The sequence below is a fragment of the Delftia sp. 60 genome (assembly GCF_002754395.1).
Lineage (GTDB): Bacteria > Pseudomonadota > Gammaproteobacteria > Burkholderiales > Burkholderiaceae_C > Comamonas > Comamonas acidovorans.
The window spans coordinates 1,781,276-1,796,348 of record NZ_PEFD01000001.1; the positions used below are offsets into that span (position 1 = coordinate 1,781,276).

Consider the following 15,073-nt stretch of genomic DNA (forward strand, 5'->3'; position numbering starts at 1 on the left):
ATATCTGCGGATATCAGAGCGTCTTGAACACTTCGCGCGCGGCTTCGATGGTCTTGTCGATGTCCGCGTCCGTGTGCGCGGCGCTCACGAAGCCGGCCTCGTACAGGGCGGGCGCAAAGTAGTGGCCGCGCTCCAGCATGCCGTGGAAGAAGCGGTTGAAGCGTGCGCCATCGGTCTTCATGACCTCGGTCCAGGTGCTGGGCAGCTCGGGCAGCAGGTAGAAGCCGAACAGGCCGCCCTGGTGGTCCACGCTGAAGGGCACGCCGGCGGCGTCGGCCTCGGCCTTGAAGCCGGCCATCAGGCGGCCGGTCTTCGCGTGCAGGGCGTCGTGGAAGCCGGGCTCGCTGATCAGCTCCAGCGTCTTGAGGCCGCAGGCCGTGGCAATGGGGTTGCCCGACAGCGTGCCGGCCTGGTAGACCGGGCCCAGGGGCGAGAGCTTTTCCATGATCTCGCGGCGCGCGCCGAAGGCCGCCATGGGCATGCCGCCGCCGATGACCTTGCCCAGCACGGTGATGTCGGGCGCAAAGCCTTCGATCTGCTGGGCGTACAGGCTCTGGGCGCTGCCCAGGGCCACGCGAAAGCCCGTCATCACCTCGTCGTAGACCATCAGCGCGCCATGCTCGCGCGTGAGTTCGCGGATGCGGCGCGTGAAGGGCACGCTGGCGCGCACGAAGTTCATGTTGCCGGCAATGGGCTCCATGATCACGCAGGCGATCTGGTCGCCGAACTGGGCGAAGGCCTCTTCGAGCTGGCCCACGTCGTTGTATTCCAGCACCACGGTGTCCTTGACCACGTCCTGCGGCACGCCGGCCGAGGAGGAGGCGCCGAACGTCGCCAGGCCCGAGCCGGCCTTGACCAGCAGCGCGTCGGCATGGCCGTGGTAGCAGCCGTTGAACTTGATGATCTTGTTGCGGCCCGTGAAGCCGCGCGCCAGGCGCAGCGCGCTCATGCCGGCCTCGGTGCCCGAGCTGACCATGCGCACCATGTCCATGGAGGGCATGAGCGAGAGGATCTTCTCGGCCAGCACGACCTCGCGCTCCGTGGGCGCGCCGAAGGAGAAGCCTTCCAGCGCGGCGGCCTGCACGGCGGCCATCACCTCGGGGTGGCCATGGCCCAGGATCATCGGACCCCAGGAGCCGATGTAGTCGGTGAACTGCTGGGCGTTCTCGTCCCAGAAATGCGCGCCCTGCGCACGGCGCACGAAGCGCGGCGTGCCGCCCACGGCGTTGAAGGCGCGCACGGGTGAATTCACGCCGCCGGGGATCACGGCCTTGGCGCGTTCGAACAGGGGAATATTCAGGTCAGTGGTCATAGTGCAGGAGTCTGCCATGTGCGGGGTACAAGCCAGAGGCGCCAAGCAAGGGCGCAGCCGCTCAGGGGGTGGCCTGCCTCAATGCTTGGTGTCATGGGGAGGCATCACGAAGCCTTCGATGGCCTGGGTGTCGGCGTCAAGCTCGGTGAGCGGCTCGGCGGCCTCGGCGTCTTCGTCCTCGGGCTCAGGCTGGGCCCAGAACATGCGGTCCGGGATGAAGTGGCCCATGCCGGGGCGAAAGCCGCTGTCCAGGCTGCGGTCCAGGTACTCCAGCGCCTCCTGCGTGGCCAGCCCCAGGTCGTTGCCGCTGGCCACCAGGGCCGCCAGCGCGGCCGACAGGGTGTCGCCCGAGCCGGTGAACGTGGCGTCGAACATCTCGTACTTGCTGTTGCCCAGCACGGACTGCGCCGTGGCCAGCACGTTGTCCACGAACTGGTCGGGCAGGGGGATGCCGGTGACCAGCACGTAGGGCACTTCCAGGGCCTCGGCCGCCATGGCGATGTCGCGCGCCGTGGGGCTGCGGCTGTTGCTCCAGTCGGGCAGCAGCCAGCGGCACAGCGTACTGTGGCTTCCAACCAACACCGAGGTTTGCGGCAGCACAAGTTCCTTGAGCGCGTCCATGTACTGGTCGAGCGGGTCTTCCTCCCACCACGACAGGTCCGGCATGTAGCAGACGATGGGGATGTCGGGATAGTCGGAAGCTATCTCGGCGATCGCCGCCAGGTTGCCCGGGCTGCCCACGAAGCCGACCTTGATGGCGGACACGGGTATGTCCTCCAGCACGGCGCGCGCCTGCTCGGCCACGGCCTCGTCGTCAAAGGGAAAATGCTCGAAGATCTTGGCCGAATCGCGTGCGTAGGCACCCGTGACCACGGGCAGCGGATGACCGCCGACCGAGGCGATGGTGGCGATGTCGGCCGACAGGCCACCTGCTCCGCTGGGGTCGCTGGCGTTGAAGACCAGCACGCATACGGGAGCGGTTTCGTCCACCAATTCGGTGTCGGGACTGGGGGAGTTGGAGGGGTTCAATGCCATGGCTCAGCCCAGTTTGCGCCCCGCCAGCGAAGGCCGTGGCGGGTGGTTATGACTAGATACAATCGTTGCATTCTATGTGAAGGCCCTTTAAGCTGTGACCGACCCTAAAACTTGGATGTGCTTGATCTGCGGGTGGATCTATGACGAGGCGCAAGGCTGCCCCGAGCATGGCATCGCACCCCAGACGCGTTGGGATGACGTGCCCATGAATTGGACCTGTCCCGAATGCGGTGCACGTAAAGAAGACTTTGAGATGGTCGAAATCTGAGCGCGGGACCACCCGCGCCGACTCATACATTTCCGGGAGGTTTCTCAGTGACGACATCGGGCGCACCCTTGCGCGTACTCGTGGTGGATGACAGCAATACCATCCGCCGCAGCGCAGAAATCTTCCTCAAACAGGGCGGGCACGAAGTGCTCCTGGCCGACGACGGCTTCGACGCACTGTCCAAAGTCAACGACTATCAGCCCCAGCTGATCTTCTGCGACATCCTCATGCCCAAGCTGGACGGCTACCAGACCTGCGCCATCATCAAGCGCAACGCGCGCTTCTCCGATACGCCCGTGGTCATGCTCTCGTCCAAGGACGGCGTATTCGACAAGGCGCGCGGGCGCATGGTGGGCTGCCAGGACTACCTCACGAAACCCTTCACCAAAGACCAGCTGCTGCAGGCCGTGGAGCAGTTCGGCAAGCAAACCATAGGAGCACTTTGATGCCCATCCGCAAAGTCCTGGTCGTGGACGATTCCAAGACCGAACTGATGTTTCTGTCCGACATGCTGCAAAAGCAGGGACTGCAGGTACGTACGGCCGAGAACGGCGAAGAAGCCCTGCGCAGCCTGGCCGAAGACCGGCCCGACCTGATCCTGATGGACGTGGTCATGCCCGGCCAGAACGGCTTTCAGCTCACGCGCGCCATCACGCGCGACCCGCTGTACGCGGACCTGCCCATCATCATGTGCACCAGCAAGAACCAGGAAACCGACCGGGTCTGGGGCATGCGCCAGGGCGCGCGTGACTACATCACCAAGCCGGTGGATGCAGGCGAGCTGCAGGCCAAGATCGCGGCGCTGAACTGACGCGGTGCGCTGGCCATGGCGAACCGTGAAGCACTGCGCGATCTGCAATCCCGTCTGGCCGGCCGTCTCCAGGCCGCACGCAGCGAAGGCGTCAAGGTGGCGGCCTGGCTGGCCGTCCAGGCCGGCGGGCGCAACTACCTGATGCCGCTGGGCCAGTCCGGCGAGATCTTTCCCTGGGCCGGCGTACAGCCCGTGCCCTATACAAAGCCCTGGTTCCTGGGCATTGCCAACCTGCGCGGCACCCTGGCCGGGGTGATCGACCTGGCCAGCCTGCTGGGCCATGGCGTGGCGCGCAGCGAACCGGCGCTGGCCGAGTCCAGCCTGCTGGCCTTCAATGCCGCGCTGGAGGTGAACGCCTCCCTGCTGGTGGACCGCCTGCAGGGCCTGCGCAGCGCCGACGCCTTTGTGCGCACCGAGCCCGCGCCCGAGCAATCCCCCGCCTTTTTCGGCCCCGTGCATATCGATGAAGCGGGCCACCGCTGGCAGGAGCTGCAATTGCAGCGCCTGTCCCAAACCTCCGAGTTTCTGAGCATTCGCGCCTGAGTTTCTGAAGGTCGTCCCATGTCATTCTTGCAACGTCTTGCAAATCGCTTCCAACGCAAGCCGGCCGACTCCGGCTCGGGCGCGGACAACAGCATGCTCGGAGACACCGTCTCCCAGGATATGTACGCACTCGATGCGTCCATGACCGTGCAGGGCGCGCCTGACGCCATGCCGGGCGACGCCGGCGCAGTCCTGGACCAGGAAACGGTGGTCCTGCCGCTGCTGGGCCGCGCGCCTGCCGCGCGCCACCAGCGCACGCTGTCCACGCTGCTGGGCGTTTCCGTGCTGGCCCTGGTGCTGGCGGCGGCATGGGCTCTGCGCCAGGCGGACGGCTCGGCACAGCAGCTGGCCGCCACCGGCCAGGCCCTGATGCAGTCGCAGCGCCTTGCCAAGTCGGTGTCGCAGGCGCTGACCGGCGCGGCACCTTCGTTTGCGGACGTGCAAGACAGTGCGGGCGTGCTGGCGCGCAACGTGCGCGCCCTCACCTCGGGCGATGACTCCATGGGCGTGCGCCCGCTGGGCGGCGCCTACGCCGACGAGCTGGGCCAGATCATGCCGCTGATGGAGCGCGCCGAGCAAAGCGCCAAGGTGGTGATGGAGCAAAAGCAGATCCTGACCCAGGTCGGCGACGCGCTGCGCACCATCAACCGGCAGTCCTCGGACCTGCTGGAGATCGCCGAAACCATCTCCTCGCTCAAGCTGCAGCAGGGCGCCAGCCCCGCCGAGATCTCGGCCGCAGGCCAGCTGGTGATGTTGACCCAGCGTATCGGCAAGTCGGCCAACGAATTCCAGACCGCCGAAGGCGTGAGCCCCGAGGCCGTGTTCCTGCTGGGCAAGGACTTGAACTCGTTCAAGGAAATCTCCGAAAGCCTGCTGGGCGGCAGCAGCGAACTGCGCCTGCCCCCCACGCGCGACGCCCAGACCCGCGAGCAGATCGAGGCACTGATCAAGCTCTACGAAGAGACCCGCACCGAGGCCAGCGCCATTCTGGGCAACCTGCAGGGCCTGGTCTCCGCCCGCGAGGCACAGACCGCCATCAACGCCGACAGCGAACCGCTGCGCCGCCAACTGGAAGACCTGCAGACCAAGCTGCAAAGCGGCGCCGGCATCGGCTCGCTGCCCATGGGCCTGCTGGCCCTGGCCACCGTGCTGGTGCTGCTGTGCGGCGTGGGCCTGTCCCGCGTGCAGCTGCTCGACAGCCGCCTGCGCCAGGAAGCTGCCGAACGCCGCCAGGAAGAGTCGCGCGTGCAGGAGCATGAAGCCAAGCGCATCAACGACGCCAACCAGGCCGCCATTTTGCGTTTGATGAACGAGTTGCAGTCGGTGGCCGAGGGCGATCTGACGCAGGAAGCCACCGTGACCGAGGACATCACCGGCGCCATCGCCGACTCGGTGAACTACACGGTGGAAGAGTTGCGCGCCCTGGTGGGCAGCGTGCAGAACACGGCAACGCGCGTGGCGCAGACCACGGCCGAGGTGGATGCCAACTCCACCGAGCTGCTGGCCGCATCGACCGAACAGCTGCGCGAGATCCGCGAAACCGGCCGCTCCGTGCTGGACATGGCCGGCCGCATCAACGAGGTCTCCACCCAGGCGCAGGAATCTGCCCAGGTGGCGCGCCAGTCGCTGGAAGCTGCGGACCTGGGCCTGAAGGCCGTGCAGAACGCCATCGGCGGCATGAACTCCATCCGCGACCAGATCCAGGAAACCTCCAAGCGCATCAAGCGGCTGGGCGAATCCTCGCAGGAGATCGGCGAAATCACCGAGCTGATTTCCGACATTACCGAGCAGACCAACGTGCTGGCGCTGAACGCCGCCATCCAGGCCGCATCGGCCGGTGAAGCCGGTCGCGGCTTCTCGGTGGTGGCCGAAGAAGTGCAGCGCCTGGCCGAACGCTCGGCCGACGCGACGCGCCAGATCGCGGCGCTGGTGAAGGCGATTCAGACCGACACCCAGGATGCCGTGGCCGCCATGGAGCGCTCCACCCAGGGTGTGGTCGAGGGGGCCCGCCTGTCCGACTCCGCCGGCACCGCGCTGACCGAGATCGACTCCGTGTCGCGCCATCTGGCCGAGCTGATCGAGCTGATCTCCTCGTCCACCTCGCGCGAAGCCGTTCTGGCCAACGACGTGGCCGAGAACATCCAGCACATTTTCGCGGTGACCGAGCAGACGGGCGAAGGTACGCGCACCACGGCACAGCAGGTGCGCGAACTCTCGCACATGGCCGAGGAACTGCGCCAGTCGGTGGCGCGTTTCAAGATTGCCTGACCCGGTCCAACATAGCTATGCACAGGCCCTAGGGGCTTGGGGAACTGTCCATGTCAGTGGTTGACGAATCGCAAACGGGCGCGGCGCAGGCCGCGCACACCGAACAGGACCTGGGCCCGCTGGCCTGGGTGCTCGATGAGCTGCGCAAGTCGCTGGAAGGGGCGAGCAAGGCGGTGGCCCGTTTCGTGCGCGATGCCGATGCGGCACGCGCCTCGGACCTTGAGGAGCTTGACACCTCGGCCCTGCGCATCGCCCGCCAGCAACTGCACCAGGCCTGCGGCGCCCTCGAAATGGTGGGCCTGGGCTCTCCGGCCCTGGTGCTGCGCGGCATGGAAAGCGCCGTGCAGCGCTTTGTGCAGCGCCCCGAGCTGTGCACCGACCAGGCTGCCGCCACGCTGGAGCGCGCCAGCTTCGCGCTCATCGAATACCTGGAAACCGTGCTGGCCGGCAAGACCGTCTCGGCCGTGGCCCTGTTTCCCCAATACCGCGACACCCAGGCGCTGGCCGGCAACGACAAGGTGCACCCGGCCGACCTGTGGCCTGCCGAGCGCCGCGCGCGCGAGCCCGAGTGGGCGCGCCAGCCCGAGCCGCTGGCCTACGGCCCCGATGCCCGGGCCCTGCTCGACGGCGTGGTGCTGCGCATGGTCAAGAGCGACGACCGCGAGGCCGCCGCCCAGATGCGCGACCTGTGCCTGCGCTTTGCCGTGGGCCAGACCGAGGATGTCACCGCGCGCAGCTTCTGGAAGGTGGCGGCCGGCTTCTTCGACGCGCAGTCGCGCGGGATGATCGTGGTCGACCTGTACGTCAAGCGCATGGCCTCGCGCGTGCTCATGCAGTACGCGGCCATGGCCAAGGGCGACCGCACGCCGCCTGCGCGGCTGCTGCAGGACCTGCTGTTCTTCTGCGCCCAGGCCCGCCCTGCCGAGCAGGCTGGCGCCGCCCTGCAGGCGGTGCGCCAGGCCTACGGCATGCAGGCCCAGCCCCAGGTGGACTACCAGCAGACACGCTTTGGCCGCTACGACCCGGCGGTGCTGGTGCAGGCGCGCAAGCGCATCACCACGGCAGCCGATACCTGGTCCGCCCTTGCCGGCGGCGACCGTGCCCGCACCAAGACCGTGGTGGACCAGTTCGCCCAGGTGGCCGAATCCCTGGTCAAGCTGCACCCGGCCAGCCATGGCTTGGCGCGCATGCTGATCAAGGTGGCCGAAACCGTGGCCCGCATCGGCGAGCCGCCACCGGCCGAACTGGCCATGGAAGTGGCCACCTCCGTGCTCTACCTGCAGGCGGCCTTTGCCACCATGGACATGGGCGACGAGGAATTGGCCGAGCAGTCCGCCAACCTGGTCCAGCGCCTGGAGGAATCCCTGCAGGGCGCGCCCGCGCGTCCGCTGGAGCCCTGGATGGAGGAGCTGTACCGCCAGGCCAGCGACCACCAGACCATGGGCTCGGTCGTGGGCGAGCTGCGTGCCACGCTGGCCGAGGCCGAGCGGCACCTGGACCAATATTTCCGCAATCCTGCCGATGCCACCGTGCTGGCACCCGTCTCGGGCCAGATGGCCCAGATGCGCGGCGTGCTGTCCGTGCTGGGCCTGGACCAGGCCACGCAGGCCATGCAGCGCATGCGCGAGACCGTGGAACGGCTGGTGTTGGGTGAGATCGACGACGCAGAACGTCCCCAGGTGTTCGAGAAACTGGGCAACAGCCTGGGCGCCATGGGCTTTCTGATCGACATGCTGAGCTACCAGCGCAGCATGGCGCGCAAGCTCTTCGTCTATGACGAGGCCGAAGGCGGCCTGCGCATCCTCATGGGCCGTCGCGGCCACCGGGCCGATGATGCGGGCAAGGCGCCCGAGCAACTGCCCGCCCTGGACACCGCCGCCGTGCCGCCGCAGCGCGAAGCCGTTGCCGTGGCGCAGCCGCTGCCCGTGCCGCAGGACGCCATCGCCGAGCCGCAATTTTCCGCGCCCTCCACGCCGCCCCCGCCGCCCCCGACTCCCGTGGACATCGCGACCGAGCCGCTGGCGCAGCCCGCCGCCGCCGAGCAGGACGCGCTGGCCGATGCCGCGGAACTGGCGCAATTCGCCAAGGCCCTCGAAGCACCGGCCGAGCCGGTCTTCCAGCTGGACCAGTCCCTGGCCGAGCCAGAGCCCGCAGCCGAATCTGCGCCTGAAACCGTCTCTGAATTGGTCTCTGCATCCGTGTCCGCGCCCGTGCCCCCGCCGGCCGGCCTGTCGGTCTCGGAAGAAGACTCGGACGACGAACTGCTGGGCATCTTCCTGGAAGAGGCCCGCGAGGTGGTGGACAACGGCCTGCAGGCCCTGCGCGCCCTGGCCGACGAGCCGGGCAACCTCAGCGAGCAGACCACGCTGCGCCGCGCCTTCCATACGCTCAAGGGCAGTTCGCGGATGGTGGGCCTGGATGAATTCGGCGAAGCCGGCTGGGCCATGGAGCAGATGCTCAACGCCTGGCTGGCCGAGCAAAAGGCCATGCCCCAGCCCATGCAGGAGCTGGCCAGCGATGCGCTGCGCGCCTTTGGCGCCTGGGCCTCGGCCATAGAGCGCCACCAGGCCGACGCCTGGCAGGCCACGCCTTTCCGCGCTGCGGCCGATGCCATGCGCCTGGAAGGCCTGCGCGCCGACGTGGCCCTGGTGCCGCGCACACCGCGTGCCGAGCCCCTCGCACAGCCCGAACCCGAACTCGAGCCCGCACCCGCACCCGCCGCAATCGAGGAATTCGCGCCCGTGGCCCAGGAGCCGCAGGCAGAACACCTGGATGCGCCCGAGCAGGCCACGCCCGCCCAGCCCGTCCAGCCCGTCCAGAGCTCTGGCGAGCTGGACTTTGCGCTGGACTTCGACCTGCTGGAGCCGGACCCCCAGCCTTCGGCCGCCGCGCCTCAGGAGTCGCTGGAGGCACTGACGCCGCAAGCCGCCGAGGCGCCTGCCGAACTTGCCACCGACGCCGTCGAGGAACTGGACTTTGCGGCCTTCGAAGCCGCCATGCGCGACAGCGAGCAGGAGGCCCTGGCCGTCGTCGCGGGCGACCCGCCCGCGCTGCCCGAGGCCGCCGCCATCGAAGCCGAAGCCATCGAGGCCGAAGCTGGAACTGAAACTGAAGCACCGCAAGCCGCCGTGCCCCTGGCGCCTTTCGAGGGGCTGGACCTGGATCTGGGCCTGACCCCGGCATCGGCATCCGCCGAAGCGATCGAGATGATCGCGGTGCCAGAAACGGTTGAGGCGGTTGAAGCGGACGAAGCGCCAGAAACGGTTGAAGCGGTTGAAGCATCCGACGCAGTCGAGCCGGTCAAGGCGCCCGAGGTGCCCGAGGCAGAAACCCCGCAGGCCGAAGAGTCCGGCGACGAGGATCTGTCCGGTATCGACGCCGATGGCTTCAAGGTCGTGGATGGCCTGCGCATCAGCGCGCCGCTGTACAACGTCTACCTCAACGAGGCCGACGAATGGTCGCGCCGCCTGGACCTGACGCTGCAGCAGTGGGCGACCGAGCCCGGCGAGCCCGTGCCCGACGACGCCGTCGCCTTTGCGCATTCGCTGGCCGGAAGCTCGGCCACCGTGGGCTTCAAGGCCTTGTCGGACCTGGCGCGCCTGCTGGAACATACGCTGACCCATCTGCAGCCGCAGCGCTGTGGCACGCCCGACCAGGTTGCCGCCTGCGTGGCGGCCTCCGACGAAGTGCAGCGCCTGCTGCACCAGTTCGCCGCCGGTTTCCTCAAGACGCCCCAGCCGGGCGTGGAAGAAGCCCTGCAGGCGCTGCTGGCGCTGGACATCGAGGCCGCAGACGCGCCGGACAGCCGCCTGGACGCGCTGGAGCAGCTGGACCAACTGGACCAGCTGGACCAGCTGGACCAGCTGGAGCCTCAGGACGCCAGCGATGGCACGGACGCCGTGCTCGACGCCGGTGCCCAGGCGCAGACACCGTCTGTGGCGCCCCTGGCCTACTCCATGCGCCCCCTGGTCAACGATGCGCGCCACGAAGCCGAGCTGCAGCGCCGCATCGACGAGGCCATCGCCCATGCCGTGGCCGTGGGCAGCGACCTGGACGATGACATCGATGCGCTGGACGAGGTCGATCCCGACCTGTTCCCCATCTTCGAGGAAGAGGCCATCGAGCTGCTGCCCCGCCTGGGCGCCGCGCTGCGCCGCTGGCATGGCCGGCCCTCGCTGGACGAGGCGCGCCACGAAACCCTGCGCGCCCTGCACACGCTCAAGGGCAGTGCCCGGCTGGCGGGCGCCATGCGCCTGGGCGAGATGGCCCACCGCCTTGAATCTGCCGTGGAGCGGGTCGATGGCGAATCTCCGACCGCCGAGCAGATCGAGCCCTTGCTGGGCAGCTTCGACGCGCTGCAGGCCGGCTTCGACGTGCTGCGCGTGGCCGGTGAGCAGGCGCAGGAAGCGCCGCTGGACCTGGGCGATGAAATCTCCCTCGACGAGCCCGCAGCGGCTGCGGCCTCCGACGCATCGGCAGCGGCTGGATCACCGACGGCCGCAGCCCCTGTGCCAGCGCCTGTCACTGCGCCGCTGCGCGCCGGTGCCCAGCAGACGGTGCGCGTGCGCGCCCAGCTGCTGGACCGCCTGATCAGCCAGGCTGGCGAGGTGCTGATTGCGCGCTCGCGTGTCGATGCGCGCCTGGCCCAGGCCCGTGGCTCGCTGGACGAGCTGGCCGGCAACCTGGAGCGCCTGCGCATGCAGCTGCGCGACATCGAGGTCCAGGCCGAGAGCCAGATGCAGTCGCGCCTGGCCCTGTCCAAGGACTCGGCCGTGGGCTTCGACCCGCTGGAGTTCGACCGCTTCACGCGCGTGCAGGAACTCACCCGCATGATGGCCGAGTCGGTCAACGACGTGGCCACCGTGCAGCGCAACCTGCAGCGCGACATGGCCGGCGCCGAGGACGACCTGGTCGCCCAGGGCCGCCAGGCCCGCGAGTTGCAGCGCGACCTGCTGCGCACGCGCATGGTGGAGTTCGACTCCCTGGCCGAGCGCCTGTACGCCGTGGTCCGCCAGACCTCCAAGGAGATGGGCAAGCAGGTGCGGCTGAACATCCTGGGCGGCACCATTGAAATGGACCGGGGCATGCTGGACCGCATGATGCCGGCCTTCGAGCACTTGCTGCGCAACTGCGTGGCCCACGGCATCGAGTCGCCCGAGCAGCGTGCCGCCGCAGGCAAGCCCGCCATGGGCACCATTGAAATCATCCTGAGCCAGGAGCGCAACGACGTGGCGCTGTCGGTGGAGGACGATGGCGCCGGCCTGAACCTGCAGCGCATCCGCGACAAGGCCGTGGCCCAGGGCCTGTGGCCCGAGGACCAGACGCTGACGGAGCAGGACGCCGGCCGCCTGATCTTCGAGCCCGGCTTCACCACGGCCACCGAGGTGACCGGCGTGGCCGGGCGCGGCATCGGCATGGACGTGGTGCGCTCCGAAGTCAACGCGCTGGGCGGCCGCATCGAAACCCACAGCGAGGCGGGCCGGGGCAGTGCCTTCCGCCTCGTGCTGCCGCTGACGACCGCCGTCACCCAGGTGGTCATGCTGCGCGCGGGCCAGTTGCTGGTCGGCGTGCCCGCCAGCCTGGTGGAAATCGTGCGCCGCGCGCCGCTGGAGCTGCTGCAGCAGGCCTATGCCAGCCACAGCTTCGAAGACGGCAGCGAGACCCTGCCTTTCTACTGGGCCGGCGCGCTGTGGCAGTCCTCGCTGCGCAGCGAGGAAACCGTGGGCCGCACCCGGCCCGTGGTCATCCTGCGCAGCGCGGCGCAGCGCATCGCGCTGCACGTGGACGAAGTGCTGGGCAACCAGGAAGTGGTGATCAAGAACCTCGGCCCCCAGCTGGCCCGCCTGCCCGGCCTGACCGGCATGTCGGTGCTGGCCTCGGGCGCCGTGGTGCAGATCTACAACCCCGTGGCGCTGGCCAACGTCTATGGCGACGAGGTGCGCGCCCGGACCGAAGAGGCCGAGCGCGCCGCAGGCCAGGGCGACGGCGAAGCCGTGCTGGCCAGCGCAGGGCCGGCCTCGGTGCCGCTGGTGCTGGTGGTGGACGACTCCATCACCGTGCGCCGCGTCACCCAGCGCCTGCTGCAGCGCGAAGGCTACCGCGTGGCCCTGGCGGCCGACGGCCTGCAGGCCATGGAGCGCCTGGCCGAGGAACGCCCGACCCTGGTGCTGTCCGACATCGAAATGCCGCGCATGGACGGCTTCGACCTGCTGCGCAACATCCGCGCCGACGAGGCCCTGCGCGACCTGCCCGTGGTCATGATCACCTCGCGCATCGCCCAGAAGCACCGCGAGATGGCGCGCCAGCTGGGCGCCAACCACTACCTGGGCAAGCCCTACTCGGACGAGGAACTGCTGGGCCTGATCCAGCACTACTCCCTGCAGGGCGGCAGCATCAGCGGCGGCCCGCTGGCGCCGCAGTCGCTGCAGGTGGACAGCGAGCCCCTGGGCGAAGGGGCCTGAAGGCTGGTGGCCTGAACAAAAAAAGAGCAGCATCCGCTGCTCTTTTTTGTTTCAACGGCCCGTGCGCGAAGCCCATTTCGAAGTGCTTATGATGTGCAGGATTCTGTACAACTCCTGGGGGAGCCGAACATGGCCATTTCTGCCGGTGACGTGATTCCGCTGTCGCAAGCCAGGGCACACCTGTCTGAACTGGCCGACCAGGTGAAGGCAGGGGCCGAGAAGATCATCACCAAGAACGGTGAGAGCTACGTGGCCATCATCGACGCCCAACGGCTGGGCTACTACCATCAGCTGGAGCGCGAGCGAATCCATTTGCTGCTGATCGACGATGCCAGCCAAGGCCTCGCGGATGTGGCGGCGGGCGAGGTCAAGGATGCGCGCAGCACGCTGGGCGCCATCAAGCGCCGACGTGCTGCCAGGGCGGGCGGGTAATGCATAGCACGCCCTGAACGCGGCCTCGCAGCATGGCAGTCAGGAGCACCGTCAAGCTCACGGGCAACTTCGAGCGGAACCTGCAAGTGCTTGAGGACTTCCTGATCGAGGCCCAGGCCCCGCACGCCTTCGATGCGCTGCTGGACGAACTGACGGAGACCGTCATCCCCAATCTGGAAAGCTTCCCTGGCATGGGTCGCTCGTTTCTTGAGTTGCCGGCTCGCTCGGTCGAGGGCGCCAGGGGCTTGGCACGTTTGAAGAAACAACTGGGCTCACTCGACAAGGACGGCGAGCTGCGTGAGTACGTGATGGCCCACTATCTGCTGCTGTATGCGCGGATCAGGGGCACGGTTTACCTGCTTTCGATCCGCCACCAAAGGCAGCTTTCCTTCGATTTTCCGAATCACTGGACCCTGCAGCGATGAGGTGGGCAGTGGGAATCATTTGGAGTCATCGGCCGCCTGCTTGACCACGCCGTAGCGGGCCAGCGTGCGCTCGCGCGCGGCTGCGTGGTCCACCACGGGATGGGGGTAGTCCGTGCCCAGCACCACGCCGGCCTCGGCCAGCTCCAGCGGCCGGGCCTGCCAGGGCGCGTGGCGCAGCGCGGCGGGCAGGCGGGCCAGCTCGGGCACGTAGCGCTCGATGAAGCGCGCATCGGCATCGAACTTCTGGCTTTGCGTGATGGGGTTGAAGATGCGGAACCAGGGCTGGGCGTCGCAGCCCGTGGAGGCCGCCCACTGCCAGCCGCCGTTGTTGGCCGCCAGGTCGAAGTCGTTGAGCTGGCGCGCAAACCAGGCTTCGCCCCGGCGCCAGTCTATGCCCAGATCCTTGACCAGGAAGCTGGCCGCCACCATGCGCAGCCGGTTGTGCATGTAGCCCGTGGTGTTGAGCTGGCGCATGGCGGCATCCACCAGCGGATAGCCGGTGCGGCCCTCGCACCAGGCGGCATACAGCGCATCGGCCTCGGGGCCGGTATCCCACACGATGGCGTCGTAGGCGTGCTTGAAGCTGGCGTGCACCACGTGCGGATGGTGGGCCAGGATCTGGAAATAGAAGTCGCGCCAGATCAGCTCGGACAGCCAGGTGGCGGCGCCCTCGGCATCATGGGGCTGGCTCTGCGTCTGCTCCCAGGCCAGCCTTGCCAGGCGGCGGATGGAGACCGTGCCAAAGCGCAGGTGCACGCTCAGGTAGCTGGGGCCCTTGACGGCGGGAAAGTCGCGCGCCTGCTTGTAGCGCGGCAGGCGCGGCAGGAAGTCGGCCAGCAGTTCCTCGGCGCCAGCGCAGCCCGTGGGCAGGCGCAGGCCGTCCAGCGTGCCGGCTTCGAAGCCCAGGTCGGCTGCGGTGGGCACGGGGCGGCGCTCGCCTTCGGGGCGCGGGGCCAGGCGCTCGGGCAGGTCGCGCTCGCTGGGATAGGCGGACAGGAAGAAGGGCGTGATCTGGCGCAGCCAGGCGTTCTTGTACGGGGTGAACACCGAGAACGGCGCGCCGGCCTGGGTCAGCACCTCGTCGCGCGCAAAGACCATGTGGTCCTTGAAGCTGTGCAGGGCCACGCCCTCGGCGGCCAGGGCCTGGCGCACGCGGGCGTCGCGGGCCAGGGCGTCGGGCTCGTCGTCCCAGTTGCAGAACACGGCCTGGGCGCCGAGCTGCCGGGCCAGGTCCGGGATCTGCTCAGCGGGCTGGCCACGGCGCACGATGAGGCCGGTGTCGGCGCGGCCCGAGGCCTGGCGCAGCGCATCGTCCAGCCCGCTCAGGCTCTGGCAGATGAACTCCACGCGCCGGTCTGCACGGGGCAGGGGGGCGAGGATGTCGTCGTCGAAGATGAACACGCAATGCACCTGCCGACATTGGCGCAGCGCATGGTAGAGGGCAGCATGGTCGGCCAGGCGCAGGTCGCGCCGCAGCCAGACCAAGCCCACAGGGTAAGAAGGTGGCATGGATCGCCG

The 15,073-nt window shown here is 68.5% G+C and carries 11 protein-coding genes; 8 read left to right on the plus strand and 3 right to left on the minus strand.

Translation table 11 applies throughout. The features are described from left to right. Nucleotides 1-13: 13 nt before the first annotated feature. Entirely contained in the window at nucleotides 14-1,330 is a 1,317-nt protein-coding gene (gene hemL, locus CLV01_RS07990) for a glutamate-1-semialdehyde 2,1-aminomutase (protein WP_373681038.1), read from the minus strand. Nucleotides 1,331-1,390: 60 nt separating this feature from the next. After that, nucleotides 1,391-2,347 carry a bifunctional hydroxymethylpyrimidine kinase/phosphomethylpyrimidine kinase gene (thiD, locus tag CLV01_RS07995; RefSeq protein ID WP_012203499.1) on the minus strand — a complete coding sequence of 319 codons (957 nt, stop codon included), beginning with the start codon at nucleotides 2,345-2,347 and terminating at the stop codon, nucleotides 1,391-1,393. A 115-nt stretch (nucleotides 2,348-2,462) separates the two neighbouring features. Between thiD and CLV01_RS08000 the strand changes: the two genes are divergently transcribed. The 8 genes from CLV01_RS08000 to CLV01_RS08035 all read left to right on the plus strand — a co-directional run bounded on the left by CLV01_RS08000 (nucleotide 2,463) and on the right by CLV01_RS08035 (nucleotide 13,555). Beyond that, complete coding sequence (locus tag CLV01_RS08000) at nucleotides 2,463-2,615, plus strand: rubredoxin (protein WP_013804031.1); 153 nt, start codon at nucleotides 2,463-2,465, stop codon at nucleotides 2,613-2,615. Nucleotides 2,616-2,662: 47 nt separating this feature from the next. Beyond that, nucleotides 2,663-3,061: a response regulator gene (locus tag CLV01_RS08005; protein ID WP_012203501.1), complete on the plus strand. Its 399-nt coding sequence runs from the start codon at nucleotides 2,663-2,665 to the stop codon at nucleotides 3,059-3,061. Beyond that, nucleotides 3,061-3,426 carry a response regulator gene (locus CLV01_RS08010; protein ID WP_013804030.1) on the plus strand — a complete coding sequence of 122 codons (366 nt, stop codon included), beginning with the start codon at nucleotides 3,061-3,063 and terminating at the stop codon, nucleotides 3,424-3,426. The genes CLV01_RS08005 and CLV01_RS08010 overlap by 1 nt, the downstream gene beginning before the upstream one ends. A 15-nt stretch (nucleotides 3,427-3,441) precedes the next feature. After that, nucleotides 3,442-3,969: a chemotaxis protein CheW gene (locus CLV01_RS08015; RefSeq protein ID WP_012203503.1), complete on the plus strand. Its 528-nt coding sequence runs from the start codon at nucleotides 3,442-3,444 to the stop codon at nucleotides 3,967-3,969. Nucleotides 3,970-3,987: 18 nt separating this feature from the next. Continuing rightward, nucleotides 3,988-6,237, plus strand: a complete 2,250-nt coding sequence (locus CLV01_RS08020) for a methyl-accepting chemotaxis protein (protein ID WP_012203504.1) — start codon at nucleotides 3,988-3,990, stop codon at nucleotides 6,235-6,237. Nucleotides 6,238-6,287: 50 nt separating this feature from the next. Beyond that, a complete protein-coding gene (locus tag CLV01_RS08025) occupies nucleotides 6,288-12,698 on the plus strand; it encodes an Hpt domain-containing protein (protein WP_099734591.1) in 6,411 nt (2,136 codons plus the stop codon). A 129-nt stretch (nucleotides 12,699-12,827) separates the two neighbouring features. After that, nucleotides 12,828-13,130 (plus strand): type II toxin-antitoxin system Phd/YefM family antitoxin, encoded by a 303-nt coding sequence (locus CLV01_RS08030; RefSeq protein WP_099734590.1) that lies wholly within the window; start codon nucleotides 12,828-12,830, stop codon nucleotides 13,128-13,130. Nucleotides 13,131-13,162: 32 nt separating this feature from the next. Further along, nucleotides 13,163-13,555, plus strand: coding sequence for a type II toxin-antitoxin system RelE/ParE family toxin (locus CLV01_RS08035; RefSeq protein ID WP_043824195.1), 393 nt, complete (start codon nucleotides 13,163-13,165; stop codon nucleotides 13,553-13,555). A 15-nt stretch (nucleotides 13,556-13,570) separates the two neighbouring features. Here the strand turns inward: CLV01_RS08035 and CLV01_RS08040 are convergent, their stop codons facing one another. After that, entirely contained in the window at nucleotides 13,571-15,064 is a 1,494-nt protein-coding gene (locus CLV01_RS08040; RefSeq protein WP_099734589.1) for a cryptochrome/photolyase family protein, read from the minus strand. Between the last annotated feature and the right edge of the window lie 9 nt (nucleotides 15,065-15,073).

Excerpts from the sequence above, each read along its gene's own strand:
- hemL (WP_373681038.1), bottom strand. The coding sequence starts at position 1,330 with ATGGCAGACTCCTGCACTATGACCACTGACCTGAATATTCCCCTGTTC.
- thiD (WP_012203499.1), bottom strand. The coding sequence starts at position 2,347 with ATGGCATTGAACCCCTCCAACTCCCCCAGTCCCGACACCGAATTGGTG.
- CLV01_RS08000 (WP_013804031.1), top strand. The coding sequence starts at position 2,463 with ATGTGCTTGATCTGCGGGTGGATCTATGACGAGGCGCAAGGCTGCCCC.
- CLV01_RS08010 (WP_013804030.1), top strand. The coding sequence starts at position 3,061 with ATGCCCATCCGCAAAGTCCTGGTCGTGGACGATTCCAAGACCGAACTG.
- CLV01_RS08015 (WP_012203503.1), top strand. The coding sequence starts at position 3,442 with ATGGCGAACCGTGAAGCACTGCGCGATCTGCAATCCCGTCTGGCCGGC.
- CLV01_RS08020 (WP_012203504.1), top strand. The coding sequence starts at position 3,988 with ATGTCATTCTTGCAACGTCTTGCAAATCGCTTCCAACGCAAGCCGGCC.
- CLV01_RS08025 (WP_099734591.1), top strand. The coding sequence starts at position 6,288 with ATGTCAGTGGTTGACGAATCGCAAACGGGCGCGGCGCAGGCCGCGCAC.
- CLV01_RS08030 (WP_099734590.1), top strand. The coding sequence starts at position 12,828 with ATGGCCATTTCTGCCGGTGACGTGATTCCGCTGTCGCAAGCCAGGGCA.
- CLV01_RS08035 (WP_043824195.1), top strand. The coding sequence starts at position 13,163 with ATGGCAGTCAGGAGCACCGTCAAGCTCACGGGCAACTTCGAGCGGAAC.
- CLV01_RS08040 (WP_099734589.1), bottom strand. The coding sequence starts at position 15,064 with ATGCCACCTTCTTACCCTGTGGGCTTGGTCTGGCTGCGGCGCGACCTG.